This is a genomic window from Flagellimonas algicida (assembly GCF_049629585.1).
GTDB lineage: Bacteria > Bacteroidota > Bacteroidia > Flavobacteriales > Flavobacteriaceae > Flagellimonas.
Genome location: NZ_JBMYIX010000002.1, coordinates 422945 through 443736, shown reverse-complemented (window position 1 = coordinate 443736; position 20792 = coordinate 422945). Strand labels below are relative to the sequence as shown.

The 20792-nt window shown below is 42.8% G+C and carries 21 protein-coding genes; 15 read left to right on the top strand and 6 right to left on the bottom strand.

All coding sequences use genetic code 11. The features are described 5' to 3' along the window. Window positions 1-32 precede the first annotated feature (32 nt). Genes ACPD8L_RS10880 through ACPD8L_RS10870 form a run of 3 tightly spaced genes read right to left on the bottom strand, consistent with a single transcriptional unit; the run spans window position 33 to window position 2422 of the window. Window positions 33-833 carry an endonuclease/exonuclease/phosphatase family protein gene (locus ACPD8L_RS10880; RefSeq protein ID WP_423943350.1) on the bottom strand — a complete coding sequence of 267 codons (801 nt, stop codon included), beginning with the start codon at window positions 831-833 and terminating at the stop codon, window positions 33-35. A 32-nt stretch (window positions 834-865) separates the two neighbouring features. Further along, window positions 866-1261 carry a DoxX family protein gene (locus ACPD8L_RS10875; protein WP_423943348.1) on the bottom strand — a complete coding sequence of 132 codons (396 nt, stop codon included), beginning with the start codon at window positions 1259-1261 and terminating at the stop codon, window positions 866-868. A 9-nt stretch (window positions 1262-1270) separates the two neighbouring features. After that, complete coding sequence (locus ACPD8L_RS10870; protein WP_423943347.1) at window positions 1271-2422, bottom strand: DNA polymerase III subunit; 1152 nt, start codon at window positions 2420-2422, stop codon at window positions 1271-1273. Window positions 2423-2554: 132 nt separating this feature from the next. On the opposite strand from ACPD8L_RS10870, the gene ACPD8L_RS10865 reads away from it, so the two are divergent. The 3 genes from ACPD8L_RS10865 (at window position 2555) to ACPD8L_RS10855 (ending at window position 6480) form a co-directional block, all read left to right on the top strand. Beyond that, window positions 2555-3745, top strand: coding sequence for a phosphoglycerate kinase (locus ACPD8L_RS10865; RefSeq protein ID WP_423943345.1), 1191 nt, complete (start codon window positions 2555-2557; stop codon window positions 3743-3745). 119 nt (window positions 3746-3864) lie between these two features. Next, window positions 3865-5478 (top strand): lytic transglycosylase domain-containing protein, encoded by a 1614-nt coding sequence (locus ACPD8L_RS10860; protein WP_423943344.1) that lies wholly within the window; start codon window positions 3865-3867, stop codon window positions 5476-5478. A gap of 12 nt (window positions 5479-5490) precedes the next feature. Further along, window positions 5491-6480 (top strand): DUF4837 family protein, encoded by a 990-nt coding sequence (locus ACPD8L_RS10855; protein WP_423943342.1) that lies wholly within the window; start codon window positions 5491-5493, stop codon window positions 6478-6480. Window positions 6481-6566: 86 nt separating this feature from the next. Here ACPD8L_RS10855 and ACPD8L_RS10850 read toward each other — a convergent pair whose 3' ends face one another. Further along, the gene (locus ACPD8L_RS10850) at window positions 6567-6737 is read right to left on the bottom strand and encodes a DUF6747 family protein (protein ID WP_313786778.1); all 171 of its coding nucleotides are present in this window, start codon (window positions 6735-6737) and stop codon (window positions 6567-6569) included. A gap of 73 nt (window positions 6738-6810) precedes the next feature. On the opposite strand from ACPD8L_RS10850, the gene ACPD8L_RS10845 reads away from it, so the two are divergent. Further along, the gene (locus tag ACPD8L_RS10845) at window positions 6811-6954 is read left to right on the top strand and encodes a hypothetical protein (RefSeq protein WP_423943341.1); all 144 of its coding nucleotides are present in this window, start codon (window positions 6811-6813) and stop codon (window positions 6952-6954) included. A 32-nt stretch (window positions 6955-6986) separates the two neighbouring features. Here the strand turns inward: ACPD8L_RS10845 and ACPD8L_RS10840 are convergent, their stop codons facing one another. Together ACPD8L_RS10840 and tatA are read right to left on the bottom strand one after the other, a co-directional pair. Continuing rightward, window positions 6987-9029, bottom strand: coding sequence for an OmpA family protein (locus ACPD8L_RS10840; RefSeq protein WP_423943339.1), 2043 nt, complete (start codon window positions 9027-9029; stop codon window positions 6987-6989). A 225-nt stretch (window positions 9030-9254) separates the two neighbouring features. Then, a complete protein-coding gene (tatA, locus tag ACPD8L_RS10835) occupies window positions 9255-9449 on the bottom strand; it encodes a twin-arginine translocase TatA/TatE family subunit (RefSeq protein ID WP_116217611.1) in 195 nt (64 codons plus the stop codon). Between the two features lie 167 nt (window positions 9450-9616). Between tatA and ACPD8L_RS10830 the strand changes: the two genes are divergently transcribed. From ACPD8L_RS10830 to ACPD8L_RS10780, 11 genes are all read left to right on the top strand, one after another. Further along, on the top strand, window positions 9617-10486 hold the full coding sequence (locus ACPD8L_RS10830; protein ID WP_423943337.1) for a M23 family metallopeptidase: 870 nt from the start codon (window positions 9617-9619) through the stop codon (window positions 10484-10486). Then, the gene (locus ACPD8L_RS10825; protein ID WP_423943335.1) at window positions 10487-11983 is read left to right on the top strand and encodes a GH3 auxin-responsive promoter family protein; all 1497 of its coding nucleotides are present in this window, start codon (window positions 10487-10489) and stop codon (window positions 11981-11983) included. 56 nt (window positions 11984-12039) lie between these two features. Then, window positions 12040-13725, top strand: a complete 1686-nt coding sequence (locus ACPD8L_RS10820; protein WP_116216673.1) for a DUF6909 family protein — start codon at window positions 12040-12042, stop codon at window positions 13723-13725. A gap of 295 nt (window positions 13726-14020) precedes the next feature. After that, a complete protein-coding gene (locus ACPD8L_RS10815; RefSeq protein ID WP_147300806.1) occupies window positions 14021-14728 on the top strand; it encodes a hypothetical protein in 708 nt (235 codons plus the stop codon). Window positions 14729-14741: 13 nt separating this feature from the next. Next, entirely contained in the window at window positions 14742-15518 is a 777-nt protein-coding gene (gene rfbD / locus ACPD8L_RS10810; RefSeq protein ID WP_423943333.1) for a dTDP-4-dehydrorhamnose reductase, read from the top strand. Window positions 15519-15577: 59 nt separating this feature from the next. Beyond that, window positions 15578-16639 carry a dTDP-glucose 4,6-dehydratase gene (rfbB, locus tag ACPD8L_RS10805; RefSeq protein ID WP_423943332.1) on the top strand — a complete coding sequence of 354 codons (1062 nt, stop codon included), beginning with the start codon at window positions 15578-15580 and terminating at the stop codon, window positions 16637-16639. 6 nt (window positions 16640-16645) lie between these two features. Beyond that, window positions 16646-17509, top strand: a complete 864-nt coding sequence (gene rfbA, locus ACPD8L_RS10800; RefSeq protein ID WP_421810415.1) for a glucose-1-phosphate thymidylyltransferase RfbA — start codon at window positions 16646-16648, stop codon at window positions 17507-17509. A 5-nt stretch (window positions 17510-17514) separates the two neighbouring features. Continuing rightward, a complete protein-coding gene (gene rfbC / locus ACPD8L_RS10795; RefSeq protein ID WP_423943863.1) occupies window positions 17515-18048 on the top strand; it encodes a dTDP-4-dehydrorhamnose 3,5-epimerase in 534 nt (177 codons plus the stop codon). Window positions 18049-18183: 135 nt separating this feature from the next. Beyond that, complete coding sequence (locus ACPD8L_RS10790; RefSeq protein ID WP_293303683.1) at window positions 18184-18765, top strand: acyltransferase; 582 nt, start codon at window positions 18184-18186, stop codon at window positions 18763-18765. Continuing rightward, window positions 18762-19856, top strand: coding sequence for a DegT/DnrJ/EryC1/StrS family aminotransferase (locus tag ACPD8L_RS10785; RefSeq protein ID WP_293303681.1), 1095 nt, complete (start codon window positions 18762-18764; stop codon window positions 19854-19856). The genes ACPD8L_RS10790 and ACPD8L_RS10785 overlap by 4 nt, the downstream gene beginning before the upstream one ends. Beyond that, complete coding sequence (locus tag ACPD8L_RS10780; protein ID WP_421810416.1) at window positions 19853-20791, top strand: Gfo/Idh/MocA family protein; 939 nt, start codon at window positions 19853-19855, stop codon at window positions 20789-20791. The genes ACPD8L_RS10785 and ACPD8L_RS10780 overlap by 4 nt, the downstream gene beginning before the upstream one ends. Window position 20792: the final 1 nt, after the last annotated feature.

Below are 20792 nucleotides of genomic sequence, written 5' to 3'. Positions count from 1 at the left end.
GATCAAATCAATATCGTGGCGGTTCTGATTTGTTATTTGTCTCCAAGCAATTCAAGTGTAACCAAATAAGCACAATGGTCCGATGCGATCGTATCCTGAATGACTTTGGTTTCAATGACCCTCCATCTGTTCTTAGGGAAGAACATCACATAATCAATCTTTTTTTCAGGTTTGTCGGAAGGGTAGGTGAAGGCAATGTTATTTGAGTCGTATGAAGCGGCCCAAACTTCTTCCAAGACAGAAATGGGGACACTTCCAGGAACATCATTAAGATCGCCGGCCAAAATGGTGGGATAACGGTTTTTGGAAAATACAGTGTTGATTCGTTTTACTTGGGCAATCCGGTCAGTGGCATCTTTCAAATGGTCTAAATGGGTCCCTACAAAGGCCACGGTATCTCCAGAGGGAAGTGTAGTGACCACTTCCAAGGCTGCCCTAGGTTCATTTTTTGGGCTATGCGGCAAAGCAATGTTTTGGGTACTCAAAAAAGAGTATTTGGATAAAACACCTTCGCCATACTCCCCACCATCATAGGGCATGGCCTTGCCAAACAAGGGAACGAGCTTAGAGCGCCAGCCCAATTCGGTCACCAAATCATATTTTTTTGCCCTATTGGTTTTAAAGTCCACTTCCTGAAGGGCGACAAAATCAGGGTTGGCATCTTGTATGACCTTGGCAAGCAGGTCCAGATTAAAGTCTCCTTTTGTGGTTGCTCCATGGAGAATATTGAAAGTGAGCACGCGCACTACAGGGTTCTGTTCTGTATTCTTCTGTCCAAAGATTGAGGAACAAACCAAAAGAATGATCAAGCAAAAGGGTATTCTAAACTTCATGTTTTAAAAAGGAGATTGATTGAAAAAATCATTTATTGCAACAGATAGACCAAGAAAACGGTGGGAATCAAATACACCACAATGGTTTTGGCACCTTCGTAGTCCTTGGCCATACGCTGTCCAAAAAGTAAGAGCAATAGCGTAATCGATGAAACCGCTGCGGCGTGGAACCCAATAGAGCTTTCACCCTCAAAGACAAATTGAAAAATGGCCACAGCCGCAAGAATCCCAGAAACCATCTCCATAAAAAGTACTATGCCCAATAGAATGGCCACACTGCCCTTAAAAGCTGTTTTGGAAAAATGGCCGTTGAGCCAACTGAGGTTTCCCCGCCAATCAATGATTTTGTCTATCCCACTTTGCAAAAAGGTAATGGTCAAAAAAATGAGGAGCAAGATTTCGGTGGCGTTGTTGGTAAAGTTTTCCATGGTTGGTTTTTAAGCGGCCTTCGCATGCAAAAGCCGGGTTAGTTTTATGGATAGGTCAGTAAAGATCAACTTGGAATTTCCGTTGCGTTCCACGTGAAAAATGGCCTTTTCCAGTTCCTCTACAATATCCAAAATATTGTTTTCGTGGACAAAGGGGGCAAATCGCTTGAGGTCAAAGTCCTCCATGTGGATTTTGGTATAGACAAGCTCATGGGCGTTGTAGTTGAGCAACAAGGCTTGACGCATAAGGGAAAGACAATAGTTCAAGAATTGTTTTTGTACTTCCCTGCCTGTTTTGGCCACTTCATCACTCCATAAGATGAGCTCCTGAATGGCAGCTTTGTTGCCTTTTGCCTTAAAGGCACTCCTCACCCATTGTACAAACCAACGCTCAAAAACAAGATCCTCAGAATCTTTGTTCAACAGATCCAAGGCCTTGTTGAAATTCCCGTGGGCCTCTTGCGCTATGGCATGTGCTTCGGGCTGACTCACACCACGGTTAACGAGCTCGTTCAATATATTTTGTTCCGCCAAAGGGGGAAAATGCAAAATCTGACACCGGGACCTAATGGTGTTGATGATTTGTTCCTCCTCTTCGGCCAATAATAGCAAAATGGTTTTTTGAGGCGGCTCCTCAATAAGTTTGAGCAGTTTGTTGGCGGCGGAGATGTTCATTTTTTCGGCCATCCAAACGATTAGGATCTTGTACCCACCCTCATACGATTTCAAAGAAAGCTTTTTGACCATATCCTGGGCTTCATCCACACCAATTTGCCCCTGCTTTTTCTCAATGCCGATATGTCTGTACCAATCAAAAAGATTGCCATAGGGCTGTTCTTTTACAAATTGCCTCCACTCCTGCAAATAGTGATCACTTACTGCATGTGATTTCACCTTATCCGAACTCGCTACGGGAAACGCAAAATGGAGGTCGGGATGGGATAAAGAGGCACATTTGGTGTTGCAAACAGCATCGCCACCTTCATTTTCACCACCGGTATTGCTACAGAGCAGATATTGGGCATACGCCAAAGCCATGGGAAGTACTCCGGAGCCTTCTGGGCCAACAAAAAGTTGGGCGTGTGCCACCCTACCAGAATCGGCGGTGGTCACCAAATGGTTTTTAATGTGCTCCAGGCCCAAGACATTTTTGAACAACATGCACCAAAGATAAGGTTTTTAGGGGCTTGGTCTTTTCACGTTTTTTTGGATAGGCAACCAAAAAATAACAACAGGGGCCAAGGCAAAAGGCAGGAAATCTTTACTTTTGGACTTCTTATAAAGACACACTACATGAAGACGATAGACGATTACAATTTTGACGGAAAGAAAGCATTGATCAGGGTTGATTTCAATGTGCCTTTGGATGGCGACTTTAACGTTACGGATACCAGTAGGATAGAGGCGGCAAAGCCTACCATCCTCAAGGTTTTGGAAGATGGGGGTTCTGCCATTTTGATGAGCCATTTGGGACGCCCAAAAGGAAAAGTGAATCCAGATATGTCCCTTTCCCATATTTGTGAAACGGTATCGGAAATTATTGGTGTCCAAGTAAAGTTTGCAGGGAACTGTGTGGGTAAAGTGGCGGATGATGCTGTGGCCGAACTGAAAAGCGGCGAGGTACTCTTGTTGGAAAACCTTCGGTTCCATGCAGAAGAAGAGGCTGGTGATACATCCTTTGCGGAAGCCTTGGCCAAACACGGGGACATTTATATAAACGATGCCTTTGGAACGGCCCACAGAGCACACGCATCCACCACCATAGTGGCCCAATTCTTCCCAGGCAACAAGTGTTTTGGATATTTATTGGCCAAGGAAATCAAGGCTATCGAAAAAGTGATGCAGACCGGTGAAAAACCGGTAACGGCCATCTTGGGTGGAGCAAAAGTGTCGTCCAAGATTACCATCATTGAAAATATTTTGGACAAGGTGGACAACCTCATCATTGGGGGTGGAATGACCTATACGTTTGTCAAGGCAAAAGGAGGCAGCGTAGGCGATTCCATTTGTGAGGATGACAAAATGGATTTGGCCTTGGACATTTTAAAACAAGCAGAGGCAAAAGGGGTCAAAGTGCATATCCCTGTGGATGTTTTGGCAGCGGATGCTTTTGACAACAATGCCAACACCCAGTTTGTGGACGTGAACAAAATCCCTGATGGGTGGCAAGGTTTGGATGCTGGGCCAAAGACCTTGGAGAATTTCAAAGAAGTAATCTTGAATTCCAAAACTATACTTTGGAACGGTCCTGTTGGTGTGTTTGAAATGGAAAACTTTGCCCAAGGAACCATCGCCATTGGAAATTATATTGACGAGGCCACACAGAAAGGTGCTTTCTCCCTAGTTGGGGGCGGAGATTCCGTGGCCGCGGTGAAGCAATTCGGTTTTGAGGACAAAGTGAGCTACGTATCTACAGGAGGAGGCGCCATGTTGGAGAGCCTTGAAGGGCGAACCTTACCAGGAATCGCTGCAATATTGGACTAGTCCATACGTTATGGATTAATGGGACTAATCCCAAATAATTGTGTTTTGGTCTGAAAAACTTTAGTATTTCAGAAAAAAACGCCATTTTCGTTGGTCCCTACAACTCAAATCCTGTCCAAATGAACCAAATTTTGAAAACAGCGGTATACGCAGCGCTGATTTTTACAGCGCCCTTGGGATATGCCCAACAAGTTGATTCCATCCCAACCTCTACCTTGGATACCACCAAGTTGAAGACAGAGGAATTCCAGAACATTTCGGTATCGGAAAAGAAACTCGATGGGAATTTGGTGGAGCTGGAAGTGGGCTCCAAGGAAAAAATCCAATTGCAGGATTTGGAAGCTGCCCGAAAGTACGACAGCCTGTGGCTGAAAGAACTTCACGGCAGCGCACAGTTGTTCAGCGATATGCTTTTGGAAATTGAAAATGGACCGGGAAGCGATTCAATTGTTGTGGTGGATCTGCCCACGGATACTTTGAAGGCCCGTTTGGCATTGATGAATGAAAAAACGCCTTTCAATATTTCGTACAACCCTTCTTTGGAAAGTGTGATCAAATCTTTTTTGACGCGCAGAAGGGATTTGATGCAGCGGATGATCACAGCAAGTCAATTTTATTTCCCACTTTTCGAACAGGAATTGGACAACCAAGACATTCCTTTGGAGATTAAATACCTCGCCATTATAGAGTCTGCATTGAATCCAAGGGCGCGATCTAGGGTTGGGGCCAAAGGCTTGTGGCAGTTTATGTACAGCACGGGAAAAATGTACGGTTTGGATGTAAGCAGTTATGTGGATGAACGCCATGACCCCATTATGGCAACCAAGGCTGCCAGCAAATACCTTTCCAAGCTCTATGATATTTTTGATGATTGGGATTTGGCCCTTGCCGCCTATAACTCTGGGCCCGGAAATGTAAACAAGGCCATTCGCCGATCGGGAGGATATGAAAATTATTGGAACATACGTCCGTTCCTTCCACGTGAAACAGCGGGATACCTACCTGCATTTTTGGCGACCATGTACATTTTTGAGTATGCAGAGGAACACGGACTACAATACAAGAAGGCGGACAGACCTTATTTTGAAACGGATACCATCCATGTAAAGAACCTGATTTCGTTTGATCAAATTTCCAAGTTGGTGGACATCAGTACCGAAGAATTGGAAATGCTGAACCCGGCATACAAGCTTAACATCATACCCAAGGTTAAGGGTAAAAACTATGCACTTCGGTTGCCAAAATCCAAGATTGGCAAGTTTGTGGCCAACGAGGAACAGATTTATGCCTATGTAAAGAAGGAGATGGATTCCTCGGAAAAGCCTCTTCCACAAATGATCACGGCCAACGACCAGATTCGGTACAAGGTAAAGAGTGGGGATTATTTGGGTAAGATTGCAGAGCGCTACGGTGTAGGGGTAAGTCAGATCAAAAGATGGAACGGATTGCGGAGCAACAACCTTAGGGTAGGTCAACGATTGACTATTTTTCCAAGAAAACCGTATATCCCCAACAAGACAGCGGCATCCAAAACGAACACATCAAAATCATCTTCTTCAAGAAGTGTGGCCAGCAACTCAAAGGTGCACACGGTACAACCAGGGGATTCCCTTTGGACCATTTCAAAAAAATATCCTGGGGTTTCTGTGGAAAATTTGCGAGAATGGAACGGTCTTAGCAGTAATAACCTAAAACCGGGCACAAAACTTAAATTGTGCGATTGTTCTTCGTAAATTTAACTCGAGATGAAAAAAATTGGAACACTATGTTGCGCCATATTCCTTATGGTGCTATGGTCTTGTAAAGACTCTGGATCAAAACAAAAATTTCTTCCGCCGTCAACTGGAGGCATCAATTCGTTAATGGTGGTGATGGACACCGAACTGTGGCAGAGCGGTGTTGGGGACAAGATAAGGGAACACTTTGCGGCCCAAGTATTGGGTGTGCCCCAAAGAGAGCCTATTTTCACGATTACACAATTGCCTCCCAGGGTATTCAAGGGAGCTACCACTTACTCTAGGTCTGTACTGGTTGTAGAACAAGATTCCACCTCTGTGGCGCATATCAAATCCAATGTATATGCCACACCTCAAAAAGTTGCTGTGGTTACGGGAAGAAACCATGATGAGTTGATAGAAAATTTGGATGCATTGGCTCCCAAGGCGGTTGCCGCTTTCAAGCAGTTGGAAATAGAGGAGGCCCAAAACCGATTTAAACGCTCCCTAAGCAAGGATAAGGCACTGCAAGAGGAGTTTGGACTTAGTCTTCAAGTTCCTTCGCTGTATAAAGTTGGAAAGCGCGAGAAGAACTTTGTGTGGATGGATATCCAGATTCCAAAAGGGACCATGAACATTGTTGCCTATGAAATGCCGTGGAACAGTTTTTCCAACGACTCCACTTTTGTGGAGGATATTGTGAAGATGAGGGATTCCATAGGAGAAAAGTACGTTCCAGGGCCATATGAAAATACTTTTATGATAACCGAAAAGGCTTTTGCCCCTTATGTTTTCCCTGCGGAAATTGGCGGAAAAAAGGGAGTTGAGGTACGGGGTATTTGGGAAATCAGCGGATATCCCATGGCCGGGCCTTTCTTGACCTACATTATCAATGATGAGGAAAACCAAAGAAAAATGGTTTTGGAAGGCTTTACATTTGCCCCTTCAGCTGAAAAAAGAAACTATATGTTCGAGCTGGAGGCCATCTTAAAAACAGTCAACTTCGACCCAACTCCGTAGAAGACCTATAACGTTTTAAAACAGGAAGGCCCGAACCATTGGTTCGGGCCTTCCTGTTTTTTGTATGTTGTTTCTCGGGAGAATTCTTAGTCAAAAGCAAAGCCTGTGGCTATTCTGTATACAAATGCATATAGAACTATAAAGAACATCACAAAGCTGAACCATGCAAATATTCTAAAGTACTTTTCTATAAGTATGTGTCCCAGATTTCGAAAAGCTTCTAAATAAATTTCTTTAACGAGTAATAATTTTTTCATAAGTATGGTTTAAAGATTTAAGACTTAGCAAAGATTTGGATTTCCATACGTCCTTGGAAAACTAAAGGACGAAATGTCAAAAAAGAGAGATAAAAGTGAGGGGCAAGCCCTTGGAATCCACAAAACACCTGCATTCATCGACGAAAGGACCAGAGGAGAGTGTTGTTTGGCGAGCAAAATTGTCGATGTAGGGCAGCAATTGGAAGAAAAAGGATAAAAAAAGCCCCGATATTGTCGGGGCACTATGTTTTACTGACGAACTATGATGAATTCCGATCGCCGGTTTTGTCGATGTCTTTCCCGGTCACACCGTATCCCATCTGAGCAATCATTAAGTAATCGCTCCTCGCCATATCCTATGGCGCTTTCAATCCTGGAAGGATCAATGCCTTGGGATATGATATAGTCCCTAGTGGATTTGGCCCGTTTGTCCGAAAGGTATTTATTGTATGCCCTAGGACCAATGGCGTCGGTATGCGCCTCGATCTTAATGACCATATCCGTATATTCATTGAGTATGGCCACTAATTTGTCCAGCTCTTTGGCTGCTTGGGGGCGTATGTTATACTGATCAAAATTAAAGTGTATGGCCTCCGGCTCCAAGACTACCTGTTGTTTTTCCTCATCGATGAGTTCTTTGAGCTTTTTTAGGGATTGGGCAACCTCAATGGTCTCATTATTCTTGGTAATGGCTTTTAGTGCATCTTCAAAATATCCGTCTTTACTTGCCTTGATCGTATATTCGGATGTTGGATCAAGATTTCTGAACTGGTAGCTACCATCGGCATCCGTGACAACTTCGGCCATTTGGTTCTGTTCTTGATTGAACAAAACAATTCTGGCTCCGGCAATGGGCTCTTGAGTTTGATAATCTTTCACTATTCCTGCAATTACGTTTCGGTTTAGGGAATAGGTAAAGGAATAAATGTCGTCATCCCCTTTGCCTCCTTTTCGGTTTGAGGCAAAATATCCTTTCTCGCCGCCGGCCTCAATAATATAGGAGAAATCGTCCCTGCTGCTGTTTATAGGTTGGCCAAGGTTGTAGGCGGGACTGAAGTTGTCTTGGGCAAAATCAGACTTATAAATATCCAACCCCCCAAATCCCATGGCCCTATCGGATGAAAAATACAGAGAACCCTCCGTGGCATAAGGAAACATCTCTTTACCTCCCGTGTTGATGGTTCTACCGAGATTTTTGGGTTCGGAAAACATACCAGTTTCCAAAATATCAGCCACATAGACGTCGGTTTGTCCATACCCTCCCGGACGATCCGAAACAAAATATATCTTTTTGCCATCAGGGCTTACGGAAGGATGTCCTGTGGAATAGTTTTCACTGTTAAAGGGTACTTCTTTGGCCTCGGTCCATTCCCCATCCACAAATTTGGAGGTATATATCTTTAAGTGATTGATGCCATTTTTTCCGCGCTTTAGTTTTTTACCGTAGTTGTTCCGGGTAAAATACATGGTTTCTTGGTCCGGGGAAAAAGCTACGGAAGCCTCGTGGTATTTGGTATTGACCATTTTTGAAAGCTTTTGCGCTCCAAACAGGTCATTTCCCTTGGAATTGGTTTTGGCCACATAGAGGTCCAAAAAGGGTTGGTTGTTCCATTTATACCTTCTTGTAGTTAGGAACGAGGTATCCCTGGCAGATGCAAATACCACTTCAGAATCTTTGTGGAACATAGGGGCAAAATCAGAATATTTGGAGTTTATTGCCAGGTTCTTGATCTCTACGGATGCGGGACCTTTCCAAGTATTGGTGACGGTACTTTCCAATTCATTGAGGGGCTCGTCCCTTTTCTGACGAAACAATTTGGTGAGTTTTGCCGCCCTGCGATATTTTCCGGTGCCCTTTAGGCTGTGGGTATATTTATAGAAGTGATCTTCAGTGATATCATTGGGATATAATTGGTACAGTTCATTGTACCAGACATATGATTTTTCCAGATTTCCACTGTAGTAATGCGAGTCCCCTGCTTTTGAAAGTAGTTCCAAAGTGTGTTTTACACCAGATTTCTCAAGAACTATGTCATATAATCGGGCCGCTTCGGCATACCACATCTTATCAAAGTATTCGTCCCCTTTTTTAATGAGCTTTGCGGCCATGCCCTTTTTTCTGGCAAAATTGGCCAGCTGTCTATGGTCAAGGCCATCCAAATACGTTGCGTCTGAAATAGGGTCTTTTTGGGCAATGGTAGTCCCATCCTCCTCAAATTGCACGAAGGAAACCTCTTGGGATTTTACCCCAAGAGCAAGTAAAAGAAGAAAAGGTAGTATTAGTTTATTCATTCCACTCTGTCTGCGCAGTTGATTTGTTATGACCAACTGGAGGCTAAGCAAAGAGAGCCTAACGTCGTTTTCAAACGCTAAAATAGAATAAGGAATTAGCTGGGCTAACTTTTTGTTGTGAAAGAGTGAATTTATGGCATGTAGGCGACAAAAATGTGGTTCTTTATCGAAAAGCCCTTTAAATACAGGGGTTTACACGGCCATAAAATAAGCGGGAAGAAAGGCTTATGACTTGGACTCGTTGCCTCCTTCTAACTTCTCCTCCTCTTTGGACGCATCCTTGAATTCTTTGATGCCACTACCTAGGCCTCTCATCAGTTCGGGGATTTTTTTGCCTCCAAAAAGCAAAAGAACCACGACCACGATAAGCACAATTTGCCATGGACCGAGCATACCAAGAAAAATAGTTTGAGCAATCATAATGTCAAAACCTTTAAAGTGAAACGTAAAATTACTAAAAAGAACTGTAAGAGCCATCGGATTAACGAAAATTAGCAAATGGGTATGATATTGTTAGCATTATAGCAGTTGCAGTATTTTAAAAAGCTTAACATCAAAATTAAAATGGAAGAGTATCTTTGTTGATTATGGCCAAGGAAAAGAAAAAAAGAAAAGAGATCAAACGAAAGCTGCTGCACAAGTACCGCTTGGTCATTCTCAATGAAAGCACCTTTGAGGAAAAGATTTCTTTCAAGCTCAGCAGGCTTAACGTTTTTGTTACAGGAATGCTGTTCATAATTGTCCTGATCGGTCTTACCACACTCATCATTGCCTTTACGCCACTACGGGAATATATCCCGGGATATTCCTCTACCCGATTGAAGCGGCAGGCCACGGAGCTCACCTATAAAACGGATTCTTTGGTCAACGTCCTGAATTATACCAATGGGTATTTGGAGAATGTGCGTAAGGTTCTACGTGGGGATATTGAGAACAACGAAGCCAACAGGGATTCTCTATTTGAGCAGTACAAGCTGGACCCCTCAACAGTTGACCTGACACCTATTCGCCAAGATTTATTGCTTCGGGAAGAGGTGGAACTGGAAGACAAGTACAATCTTTTTGAACGAAACATGGAAAATGTGGGCACGTTGCTCTTTTCCCCATTGAATGGAACGCTGTCTCAGACCTTTGATCCCAAGGCGAAGCATTTTGCTGTCGATGTTTTGGGCCCAAAGGACTCTCCGATTAAATCCATTGCGGATGGAATTGTTCTCTTTGCGGAATGGACCTCTGAAACCGGGTTTGTGATCATTATAGAACATCAGGATGGAATCACGTCAGTCTATAAACACAACAGTTCGCTGAGTAAGTCCCAAGGCGATTTGGTCAAGGCGGGCGAAGTAATCGCTACCATTGGAAACACTGGGGAGTTGACCACTGGACCACACCTACATTTTGAACTTTGGAGAAAGGGTAAGCCTGTAGACCCTTTGAACTATATCGATTTTGATTAAATGTCCTTAAAAGCATTTGCAGCAAAACTTTTTGCCAAGCGCATTGCCCATAAAACTGCAAAATGGGTAAAGCATCCCGTACAAACCCAAAATAAGGTGTTCCAAGAGCTTGTTTCCCAAGCCTCCCAGACCCAGTTTGGTATGGATCACGGGTTTGGGACGATTATATCGCACCAAGATTTTGTGGATAAGGTTCCTGTTCGGGATTACGAAGAACTTAAGCCGTATGTACAAAAGATTTTGGATGGCCAAGAGAGTGTGCTCTGGCCGGGAAAACCCATTTATTTTGCGAAGACTTCGGGAACTACTTCGGGAGCAAAGTACATCCCCATTACCAAAGGGTCTATAAAGCACCAAGTAGAAGCTTCCCGTAATGCCATATTGAGCTATATCCATGAAACAGGAAACGCGGATTTTGTGGATGGAAAAATGATATTTCTCCAAGGAAGTCCCATTTTGGAGGAAAAAAACGGAATCAAACTGGGGAGGCTTTCCGGGATTTCTGCCCATTACGTGCCCAATTATCTACAGAAAAACCGATTGCCCAGTTGGGAGACCAACTGTATGGAGGATTGGGAGGCCAAGGTGGACAAGATTGTGGAAGAAACCGAAAATGAGAACATGACCGTTATTGCGGGCATTCCGTCTTGGGTACAAATGTATTTTGAAAAACTGAACACCAAGACAGGTAAAAAAGTTGGGGAACTCTTCAAAGCATTTCAGTTGTTCATTTATGGTGGAGTAAACTATGAGCCCTACCGGGCCAAATTTGAAAACCTGATCGGCAGAAAGGTGGACAGTATTGAACTGTTTCCGGCCAGCGAAGGGTTTTTTGCATATCAGGATTCTCAAAAGGAAAAGGGCATGCTATTGCTTTTGGATTCTGGGATTTTCTATGAATTCATCAAGGCCGATGAATTTTTCTCTGAAAACCCAAAGCGGTTGACCATAGCCGATGTAGAGTTGGATGTTGACTATGCCATGGTCATTTCCACAAACGCCGGATTGTGGGCCTATAACCTTGGCGATACCATTCGGTTTATTTCTAAGGGCCCCTACCGCGTTATCGTTTCGGGTCGCATTAAGCATTTTATTTCGGCTTTTGGTGAACACGTGATTGCCAAGGAAGTGGAAGAGGCCCTTCGGTTGGCCGTTGAACAGACCGATGCCTTGGTAAATGAGTTCACCGTGGCGCCCCAAACAGACCCAGGGAATGGTGAGTTGCCCTATCACGAATGGTTTATAGAATTTGAAAGGCAACCTTCGGACACTTCAAAATTTTGTAAGATCATTGAGGAAAGTATGAAAAAGCAGAACAGTTACTATTACGACCTTATCACGGGTAACATTTTGCAACCGTTAAAAGTTACCCCGGTACAACAAGGAGGATTTCAAGATTACATGAAGACTCTTGGTAAACTTGGTGGTCAGAACAAAGTACAACGGCTTTCCAATGACAGAAAAGTGGCCGATGGATTGGAGCCCTTCAAAATATAGATTTTGGGAAGCATGCAACTTTCGTAGGAATTCATGTATTTTTACCAGAATTCATTATGGCAACCGAAATAAAACAGACCACTAGGGCCCAGGAGTCCACCAATGCAATTGAACGCTTGTACATTACCATGCGACATTTGCTCAACAGGGGATTTTATAAACCTTCAGGGGTTTCGGGCAACGCCCTTAGAAGTGCCCTTTTGCTGTTACGACCCGAGATATATGGTACTGTTGCTGAAGAAAAGGCAGAATTGAACGGCCTTATCTATGTTCTGGAACGATTGCCGAACGGTATTGAGGAATGTAGGTTCATCAATCTTACCTCGGATGAGGGGTACTCCAAATCACATTTAGTACCGATTGTCCCTCCAAAGCGTCGAAGAAACTGCTACAGGATTGACGATGAGCAGATGAACATTGAGATTACACGGGGCCGTAGCGATATTTATGATATTCTTACCCATCTAACCTTTTTGTTCATTGAATCCGGTAAAATCTGTAAAAGGGTCTTGGTGGATGAAGGAAGTGCCACCATTCGCGATTGGGACAAGCTGACCAGTTTTGTCCTAAGTGAAGAAAAAGGGGATGATGAACGGGAAGTGGCCTTGATCCATGCTGCCAATATTTTGGGAAGGACCTTTGATGAGGTTGTGGAGATCCAGAACAAACTGGCCACTCCAGAGAGTCCGGATCAATTCCTTAATGTGATCCATTGGCTGGGCAAATTGGCCATAGAGGAAGAAACCACGGGGAACAAGCGAACCATTACGTTTAGCCCGTTGCTCAGGGAGCGATTGGGACATCATATCCATGGGGAGCGATGGGCCGACATGATTAAGCAGACCCTAAAGGACAACAACCTTCTGCACAGACCCCTTCACATCATAAGTGCTAATATGCACAGTGTCATGAATTCCCTTTTTGCCAAGAAAGCATTGGCAAAGGAGTTCCCCAATACCAATTCGTTGGAAGTTTTTGAAGCGTTGAGCGCGGCAAAGAACAAAAACCTTAATAAAAAGGTGAAGTCGGCCGCAGAGAAAAATGGCATGCTATTTTTGGATGATACCTCTGGAGCGAATATAGACGTACAGATTTTCGATACTGCCAAATTTGGTATGGGCACTTGCTGCTATGATTTGCCAGAGGGTATTTCGGAAGAACAAAAACCAGTTATATTTGTGATGGATTATGCCTTTGGCGAGCAGGCGTATGAGACCATTGACGAACTTTTGAAACCTTTTGAACAAGGAGACCAAAAATGGTTTTTGAACGTGGACTCGGTTTCCATTATGGGCAAAGCCGGTATTTTGGAAGGGGGCAAGGGAGATTTGATGATTCCTTCAGCACATATTTTTGAAGGAACGGCAGATAACTACCCGTTTCACAATGAGTTGTGCGCCTCGGATTTTGAAGGAAACGGCTTAAAAGTTTTGGAGGGAGCCATGGTGACGGTTTTGGGAACATCGTTGCAAAACAAGGACATCCTTCGATTTTTTCATGAATCTACGTGGAACGTAATAGGATTGGAAATGGAGGGGGTACACTACCAAAAAGCAATCCAATCGGCTTCCCAGATTCGGAAAAGCATTAAAAAAGATGTAAAGGTGAGATATGCCTATTATGCATCGGACAACCCCTTGGAGACAGGGAGCACCTTGGCCTCCGGAGGTTTGGGGACAACAGGGGTGAAACCCACCTATTTGATAACGGACAGGATTTTAAAACAAATATTCAATTCATAACATGGCAGACCAACCAGCAAATCAGAACTCCTCGGATGAAATAGATTTGGGGCAATTGCTTCAACTAGTTGAAAAGGGTTTCAATAAACTTGGGACCATCTTTTTACGTCTTTTTCTTTATCTTAAAAAGAATGCCATAGTCCTTTTTGGGCTGGTTGTTTTAGGTGCGGCCATAGGGTATGGACTAAAGTTTATTTCCACAGAAAAGCTCAAGGTCGATGTCATTGTTCGGCCCAATCTGCACAGTAAAGACTATTTATATGATGTAGTTTCGGAAATTGAGGCTAATGTAAAGATGCAAAATGAAGCTTTTTTCCAAGAGCTGGGAATCTCAAGTGAAGATTTAAAAGGGTTTCAAATTTCAATAGAGCCGGTAAAAAAAGACGCTGAAAAAGCTGCAGATAAAGAATTGGAATATCTGGAAGTTCTTCAAAAGCTTGAAAAAACAGATTTGATATCTGATATTCTTCGGGAAGAAGTACTCAATCAAACAGAATTCAACCATAGGATAACGTTTCAATATAAGGACATTGGGGGTGACAAGATTGCCAGAAAACTGATGGACTATATAAATTCCAATGACTATTTCAAGGAACTTGTTGTTATTCAGGCCACCAATTCAAGGGAAAGAATACAGAAAAATGAAGTTTTAATTGCCCAAATAGACACTATAATTAAAAATTATTCCACAAACCTAGGTAAACAACAAGGCACATTGGGTTCAGGACAGGTGGTGCTTCAAAATGAAGAAAAGGTGAATGTTGCAGCTCTCTTCAATTTAAAGACAGAGTTGATAAAGGATATTGAGGACAGAAAGATTGAACTTTCTGAGCTTACCACCCCCATTGGGATAATTAACTTTGGAACCCCACATCAGGTCAGCAAAGCGTTTTTCAGTAAGAAGATAATCCTTATTCCACTTATTCTGCTAATAGGGTTCTTCTTGTTTTCTTTTGTTAGATACCTTAACAAAAAGGCAATCGAAATGGAAGCAAGGGACTAGAAGCTTCGAGAAAATGAAAAAGGTTGTGGTCACCGGTTCGGATGGGCAATTGGGAAGGACGCTCAAGGAATTGGCCCCAAAGGCCAAAAACATACTTTTTGATTTTAGGACTTCCGCGGATTTGGACATCACCAATGAGCAACAAGTTTCCGATTTTTTCAAAAGTCAACAATACGGATACTGCATCAACTGTGCCGCTTACACCAATGTTGAGCAAGCAGAGAAGACCCCTGAAGTAGCATACCGGGTAAATTCTGAGGGGGCCAAAAATCTGGCACTGGCCTGTAAGGCCCATCAGATGACGTTGATTCATATTTCAACAGATTATGTTTTTGATGGTGAAAAGAAGACCCCCTATACCGTTGAAGATGAACCCAATCCCATCAATGTGTATGGTAGGTCCAAACTAAAAGGGGAAGAATATATCCGAAGGACTTTACCCAACCATTTCATTGTTAGAACATCCTGGCTTTACAGCAAAAAGTATGGGCACAATTTTTATCGGACCATTCTAAGGAAGGCAGTGGAAGGCATTGCTCTTCATGTGACCGATGACCAAAAGGGATGCCCTACGAATACAGAGACGTTGGCCAAATTCATTTTAGATGATATCATAGAGGGAAAGAAACCATATGGCACCTATCATTGCACTGATGGTGTGCCCATGACCTGGTACGATTTTGCCCAAAAAATATTGGAAGAAAACGGGTTGAGCGAAAAGGCCAACCTTGTATTGGATAGGAATTATCGTACTTTCGCAAAGAGACCGAAGAACAGCATTCTGTCTTAGCCAAGGGTTGGCTTTTGGAGCCGCATAGCACCAAAAAAGCTTATGTTAAAAATGCTTTAATGAAAGAGTATGCCCAAAAGGACATATTGATTACGGGAGGAGCAGGCTTCATTGGGTCCCATGTGGTACGGCGGTTTGTTGAAACCTATCAAGAGTACCACATCCACAACCTTGATGCACTGACCTATGCGGGCAATCTTGAAAACCTGCGGGATATTGAAGCAGCGCCCAATTACTCTTTTATCAAAGGAGATATCTCCGATACGGATTATATCAATCAACTCTTTTCGCAAAAAGGGTTTGATGGCGTGATACATTTGGCGGCAGAATCTCATGTGGACCGCTCTATAACCGACCCCTTGTCGTTCGTGAAAACCAATGTGTTGGGCACGGTAAACCTGTTGAACGCCTCATTGGATTTAGCCAAAAGGAATCCAGATTTTCGATTCTACCATATTAGTACGGATGAGGTCTATGGAGCTTTGGGTAACACCGGCCTCTTTACGGAGACCACTCCTTATGCCCCCAACTCTCCCTATTCGGCATCAAAAGCAGGTTCGGACCATTTTGTGAGGGCCTATGGGGAAACCTACGGATTGCCTTATGTGATATCCAATTGTTCCAACAACTACGGACCCAACCACTTTCCGGAGAAGTTGATTCCACTGTTCATCAACAATATTATCCATAATAAGCCATTACCGGTTTATGGCGATGGCAACTATACGAGGGATTGGTTGTATGTAAAAGATCATGCAGCTGCGATTGACTTGGTTTTTCATAAAGGAAAAAAAGGGGAAACCTATAACATTGGTGGGTTTAATGAATGGAAGAACATTGATTTGGTACGATTGCTTTGCCAATTGATGGACGCAAAGTTGAATAGGGCCGAAGGAAGTTCAGAAAAGCTCATCACCTTTGTGAAAGACCGTCCAGGACACGATCTACGCTATGCCATAGATGCCGCCAAGATCCATAAAGAATTGGGTTGGGAACCCTCTGTTACCTTTGAGGAAGGACTTGACCTGACCATTGACTGGTATTTAAAGAATCAGGAATGGTTAGATCATGTAACTTCAGGGGATTATAAAGCGTATTATCAAAAACAATATCAACAATAAGGCAGCATGAAAGGAATTGTTTTGGCCGGCGGAACTGGCACCAGATTGCACCCATTGACCCTTTCGGTGAGCAAGCAACTGATGCCCATTTATGACAAGCCTATGATCTATTACCCCTTGTCTACCCTACTGTATTCTGGTATTAGGGAGATATTGATCATTTCAACCCCCAAAGACCTTCCCCTATTTCAAGAACTATTGGGAGATGGCAAAAGATATGGTTGCTCTTTTTCTTATGCCGTACAGGAAGCTCCCAACGGATTGGCAGAGGCATTTATCATTGGGGAGGATTTTATTGGAAACGACAAGGTGGCCCTGATTCTTGGGGACAACATTTTTTATGGAACGGGACTTTCAAAATTATTGCAGTCCAATAATGACCCGGACGGAGGAATTATCTATGCATACCAAGTAAACGATCCACAACGGTATGGCGTAGTTGAATTTGATGAAGAAGGGAAGGCCATTAGTATTGAGGAAAAACCGCAAAATCCAAAATCCAACTATGCGGTGCCAGGAATCTATTTTTATGATAACGAAGTGGTTTCAATAGCGAAGAACATTAGGCCCAGTGCCAGAGGTGAACTGGAGATTACCGATGTGAATAAAGAATATCTAAAAAGAGGGAATCTCAATGTAAGTATTTTGGACAGGGGTACTGCTTGGTTGGACACTGGAACCTTTCAGGCATTGATGCAGGCCTCACAATTTGTTGAGGTGATTGAGGAACGTCAGGGGGCTATAATTGGATCTATTGAGGTTGCGGCCTATGAAATGGGGTTCATCAACCAAGAACAATTTGAGGGATTGGCCCAGCCCTTGATGAAAAGTGGGTATGGAAAAAGATTGTTGGGCATTTTGAACAAGTAGGCATGATCAAGGCTATAGAAACCAAATTAAAGGGGTGTTTTATATTGGAGCCCCAAGTGTTTGAAGATGATAGGGGTTACTTCTTTGAAAGTTACAACCATGAGGCTTTTTGCAATGCCATTGGAATGGAAGTAGTTTTTGTACAAGACAATTTTTCCTTTTCCAAAAAAGGGGTTTTAAGAGGGTTGCACTATCAAAAAGGAGAACATGCCCAGTCCAAATTGGTCTCTGTTTTGGAAGGTAAGGTGCAGGATGTGGTGGTGGATATTCGCAAGGATTCCCCAACGTATGGACAACACATCTCTATTGAGCTGAGCAGTGATAATAAAAAACAGCTATTTGTTCCCAGAGGTTTTGCCCATGGGTTTTTGGTGCTTAGTGAAACCGCCCATTTTTTTTATAAATGTGATAATTATTATAACAAAGAGGCAGAGGAGGGAATAAGGTATGATGATGCAACGTTAGGCATTGATTGGAATGTAGGGTTGAACAAACCATTCCTGTCCAAAAGAGATAGTTCACTGTACCAGTTCATGTAAGTTTAAAATGGCAAAGACAGCAAAATCCTACGGAATTGTTTTAGATTTGTACGTATTAGTTAAATTTTGGCCCTTGATAAAAGAGGTTTAAGAATAATAAATCAAGACCAAGAAAATTCTCTTCAAATACTTTTAATGGATAAAGCATCTCCTTTTTTCTCTCATGAAACTGCTGTAATAGACGAAGGCTGCGCTATAGGTAAAGGAACCAGAATATGGCATTTTTCACATATTATGCCTAATTGTACAATAGGAGAGTCCTGTAATATTGGCCAGAATGTTGTGGTTTCGCCAAAGGTAGTCTTGGGGAACAACGTAAAGGTTCAGAACAATGTATCCATATATACTGGGGTAATTTGTGAAGATGACGTTTTTTTAGGCCCTTCCATGGTATTTACGAACGTAATCAATCCACGAAGTGCCATCAATAGAAGAAACGAGTATATGAAGACCACTGTTAAAAAGGGTGCCACAATAGGGGCCAACGCTACTGTGGTTTGCGGAAACGATATAGGAGAATTTGCATTGATCGGTGCTGGTGCCGTGGTTACAAAATCGGTTCCCCCATATGCTTTATTGGTGGGCAATCCGGCCAAGCAAATAGGCTGGGTAAGTGAATATGGCCATCGCTTGAACTTTGATATAACGGGTACTGCGGTTTGTCCGGAAAGCAACGAAAAGTATATGCTCGAACATAATAAAGTCAGAAAAATATGAACATAGATTTTGCCAATCTCACAAAGGCTTTTAAGGAACATGAAGAGGAATTTAAGAGAGTTTCCCTTGAAGTCATGTCATCGGCGCACTATATTTTGGGCAAGGAGACCGAAGAATTTGAAAAAGGTTTGGTGGAATTTACGGGGAATACATATGCCCTTGGCTGTTCCTCTGGTACCGATGCACTTCTTTTGGCCATGATGGCTATGGGACTAAAACCAGGGGATGAGGTAATAACAACCCCCTTTACTTTTATAGCTACGGCGGAAACCATAGCATGCCTTGGTGTAAAACCGGTTTTTGTTGACATAGACGAAGAAACGTACAATATTGATGTTAACAAGATAGAACAGGCCATAACCAAGAACACAAAAGCAATCATGCCTGTATCCCTCTATGGACAAATGTCAGATATGGATGAGATTAATGCAATGGCGGAAAAGTATGGTTTGGCAGTAATTGAAGACGCCGCTCAAAGTTTTGGGGCAATTTATAAAGGAAAGAGAAGCTGCAATGTTTCAACATTTGGGTGTACCAGTTTTTTTCCGGCCAAGCCCTTGGGCTGTTTTGGGGATGGAGGCGCCATCTTTGCCTCGAACGAGGAGGATTATCAGAAAATTAAAGCTATGCGCGTACATGGCCAAGTAAAACGATATACCCACCATTATATTGGAATGGGAGGGCGATTGGACAATTTGCAAGCAGCTATTTTGAATGTGAAGTTGAAAGCCTATGAAAAGGACTTGGAGAGAAGACAGCAAGTTGCGGAGAGTTATTCCAAAAATATTGATGATAAGGTAATTAAGCCTTGTGTGAAGGAAGATAGAACATCGGTATGGGCACAGTACACCATAAGGGTTCAAAAAAGGGATAGGATCCAACAAGAATTGCAAAAACAAGGTATTCCAACGGCAGTACATTATCCAATCCCTATGCACCTTCAGAAATGTTTTTCCTATTTGGGTTATAAAAAAGGGGATTTCCCAATTTCTGAAATATGTTCGGAAGAGGTTATGAGTCTTCCAATGAACCCATATTTGGAAACATCAGAAATAGAATATATAACATCAAAACTCAATAAAGTAATATGAAGAATTTTGCATTGATAGGCGCTGCTGGATATATTGCCCCAAGACATATGCGGGCGATAAAGGACACAGGTAATAAATTGTTGGCGGCGTATGATAAGGGAGACAGTGTTGGAATTATTGATTCATATTTTCCCGATGCCGATTTTTTTGTTGAGTTTGAGCGTTTTGATCGTCATATTGAGAAATTAAAGTATGAAAGGAACCTATTCTTGGACTATGTGAGTATATGTTCCCCAAACTATCTTCATGATGCCCATATACGATTTGCTTTGAGGAGTGGTGCCGATGCGATTTGTGAAAAACCTTTGGTACTAAACCCGTGGAACATTGACAAACTAAAAAAAGTTGAGGAAAACACCGGAAAGAAAGTCTATAATATTCTTCAGTTAAGGGTGCACCCAAGCATTATCGCCTTACGTGAGAAAGTTGCCAAGGCAGGTAAGAAAACCAAATTCGATGTTGATTTGACCTATCTGACCTCTAGGGGACATTGGTACCAGACGTCATGGAAAGGTGATGTGAGCAAATCAGGAGGGATTGCTACGAACATAGGCGTACATTTTTATGATATGCTTTCATGGATATTTGGTGATGTTCAGGAAAATGTGGTACATATTCACGAAAAGGATAGGGCTGCTGGCTATTTAGAGTTTGAGAATGCACGGGTCAGATGGTTTCTGTCCATCAATTCGGAGTACTTGCCTGATGAGGTAAAGAAGAAGGGTCAAACAACGTTCAGGTCTATTACCATTGATGGAGAGGAACTTGAATTTAGTGGGGGCTTTACCGATTTACACACGATGGTTTATAAAGATATTCTTTCTGGAAAAGGATATGGGCTTGAAGCGGCCAGGACAGCCATTGAGATTGTGCACGATATTAGAAACTCGGAGCCAATCGGTTTAAAGGGGGAGTATCATAATTTCGCTAAATAAA

Coding starts and splice junctions, on each gene's coding strand:
- ACPD8L_RS10820 (WP_116216673.1), top strand. CDS start 12,040: ATGGCAACCGAAATAAAACAGACCACTAGGGCCCAGGAGTCCACCAAT.
- ACPD8L_RS10815 (WP_147300806.1), top strand. CDS start 14,021: ATGCAAAATGAAGCTTTTTTCCAAGAGCTGGGAATCTCAAGTGAAGAT.
- ACPD8L_RS10855 (WP_423943342.1), top strand. CDS start 5,491: ATGAAAAAAATTGGAACACTATGTTGCGCCATATTCCTTATGGTGCTA.
- rfbA (WP_421810415.1), top strand. CDS start 16,646: ATGAAAGGAATTGTTTTGGCCGGCGGAACTGGCACCAGATTGCACCCA.
- ACPD8L_RS10780 (WP_421810416.1), top strand. CDS start 19,853: ATGAAGAATTTTGCATTGATAGGCGCTGCTGGATATATTGCCCCAAGA.
- ACPD8L_RS10845 (WP_423943341.1), top strand. CDS start 6,811: ATGTCAAAAAAGAGAGATAAAAGTGAGGGGCAAGCCCTTGGAATCCAC.
- ACPD8L_RS10790 (WP_293303683.1), top strand. CDS start 18,184: ATGGATAAAGCATCTCCTTTTTTCTCTCATGAAACTGCTGTAATAGAC.
- ACPD8L_RS10875 (WP_423943348.1), bottom strand. CDS start 1,261: ATGGAAAACTTTACCAACAACGCCACCGAAATCTTGCTCCTCATTTTT.
- ACPD8L_RS10785 (WP_293303681.1), top strand. CDS start 18,762: ATGAACATAGATTTTGCCAATCTCACAAAGGCTTTTAAGGAACATGAA.
- ACPD8L_RS10865 (WP_423943345.1), top strand. CDS start 2,555: ATGAAGACGATAGACGATTACAATTTTGACGGAAAGAAAGCATTGATC.
- ACPD8L_RS10830 (WP_423943337.1), top strand. CDS start 9,617: ATGGCCAAGGAAAAGAAAAAAAGAAAAGAGATCAAACGAAAGCTGCTG.
- ACPD8L_RS10860 (WP_423943344.1), top strand. CDS start 3,865: ATGAACCAAATTTTGAAAACAGCGGTATACGCAGCGCTGATTTTTACA.
- ACPD8L_RS10840 (WP_423943339.1), bottom strand. CDS start 9,029: ATGAATAAACTAATACTACCTTTTCTTCTTTTACTTGCTCTTGGGGTA.
- ACPD8L_RS10870 (WP_423943347.1), bottom strand. CDS start 2,422: ATGTTGTTCAAAAATGTCTTGGGCCTGGAGCACATTAAAAACCATTTG.
- tatA (WP_116217611.1), bottom strand. CDS start 9,449: ATGATTGCTCAAACTATTTTTCTTGGTATGCTCGGTCCATGGCAAATT.
- ACPD8L_RS10825 (WP_423943335.1), top strand. CDS start 10,487: ATGTCCTTAAAAGCATTTGCAGCAAAACTTTTTGCCAAGCGCATTGCC.
- ACPD8L_RS10850 (WP_313786778.1), bottom strand. CDS start 6,737: ATGAAAAAATTATTACTCGTTAAAGAAATTTATTTAGAAGCTTTTCGA.
- rfbD (WP_423943333.1), top strand. CDS start 14,742: ATGAAAAAGGTTGTGGTCACCGGTTCGGATGGGCAATTGGGAAGGACG.
- ACPD8L_RS10880 (WP_423943350.1), bottom strand. CDS start 833: ATGAAGTTTAGAATACCCTTTTGCTTGATCATTCTTTTGGTTTGTTCC.
- rfbB (WP_423943332.1), top strand. CDS start 15,578: ATGAAAGAGTATGCCCAAAAGGACATATTGATTACGGGAGGAGCAGGC.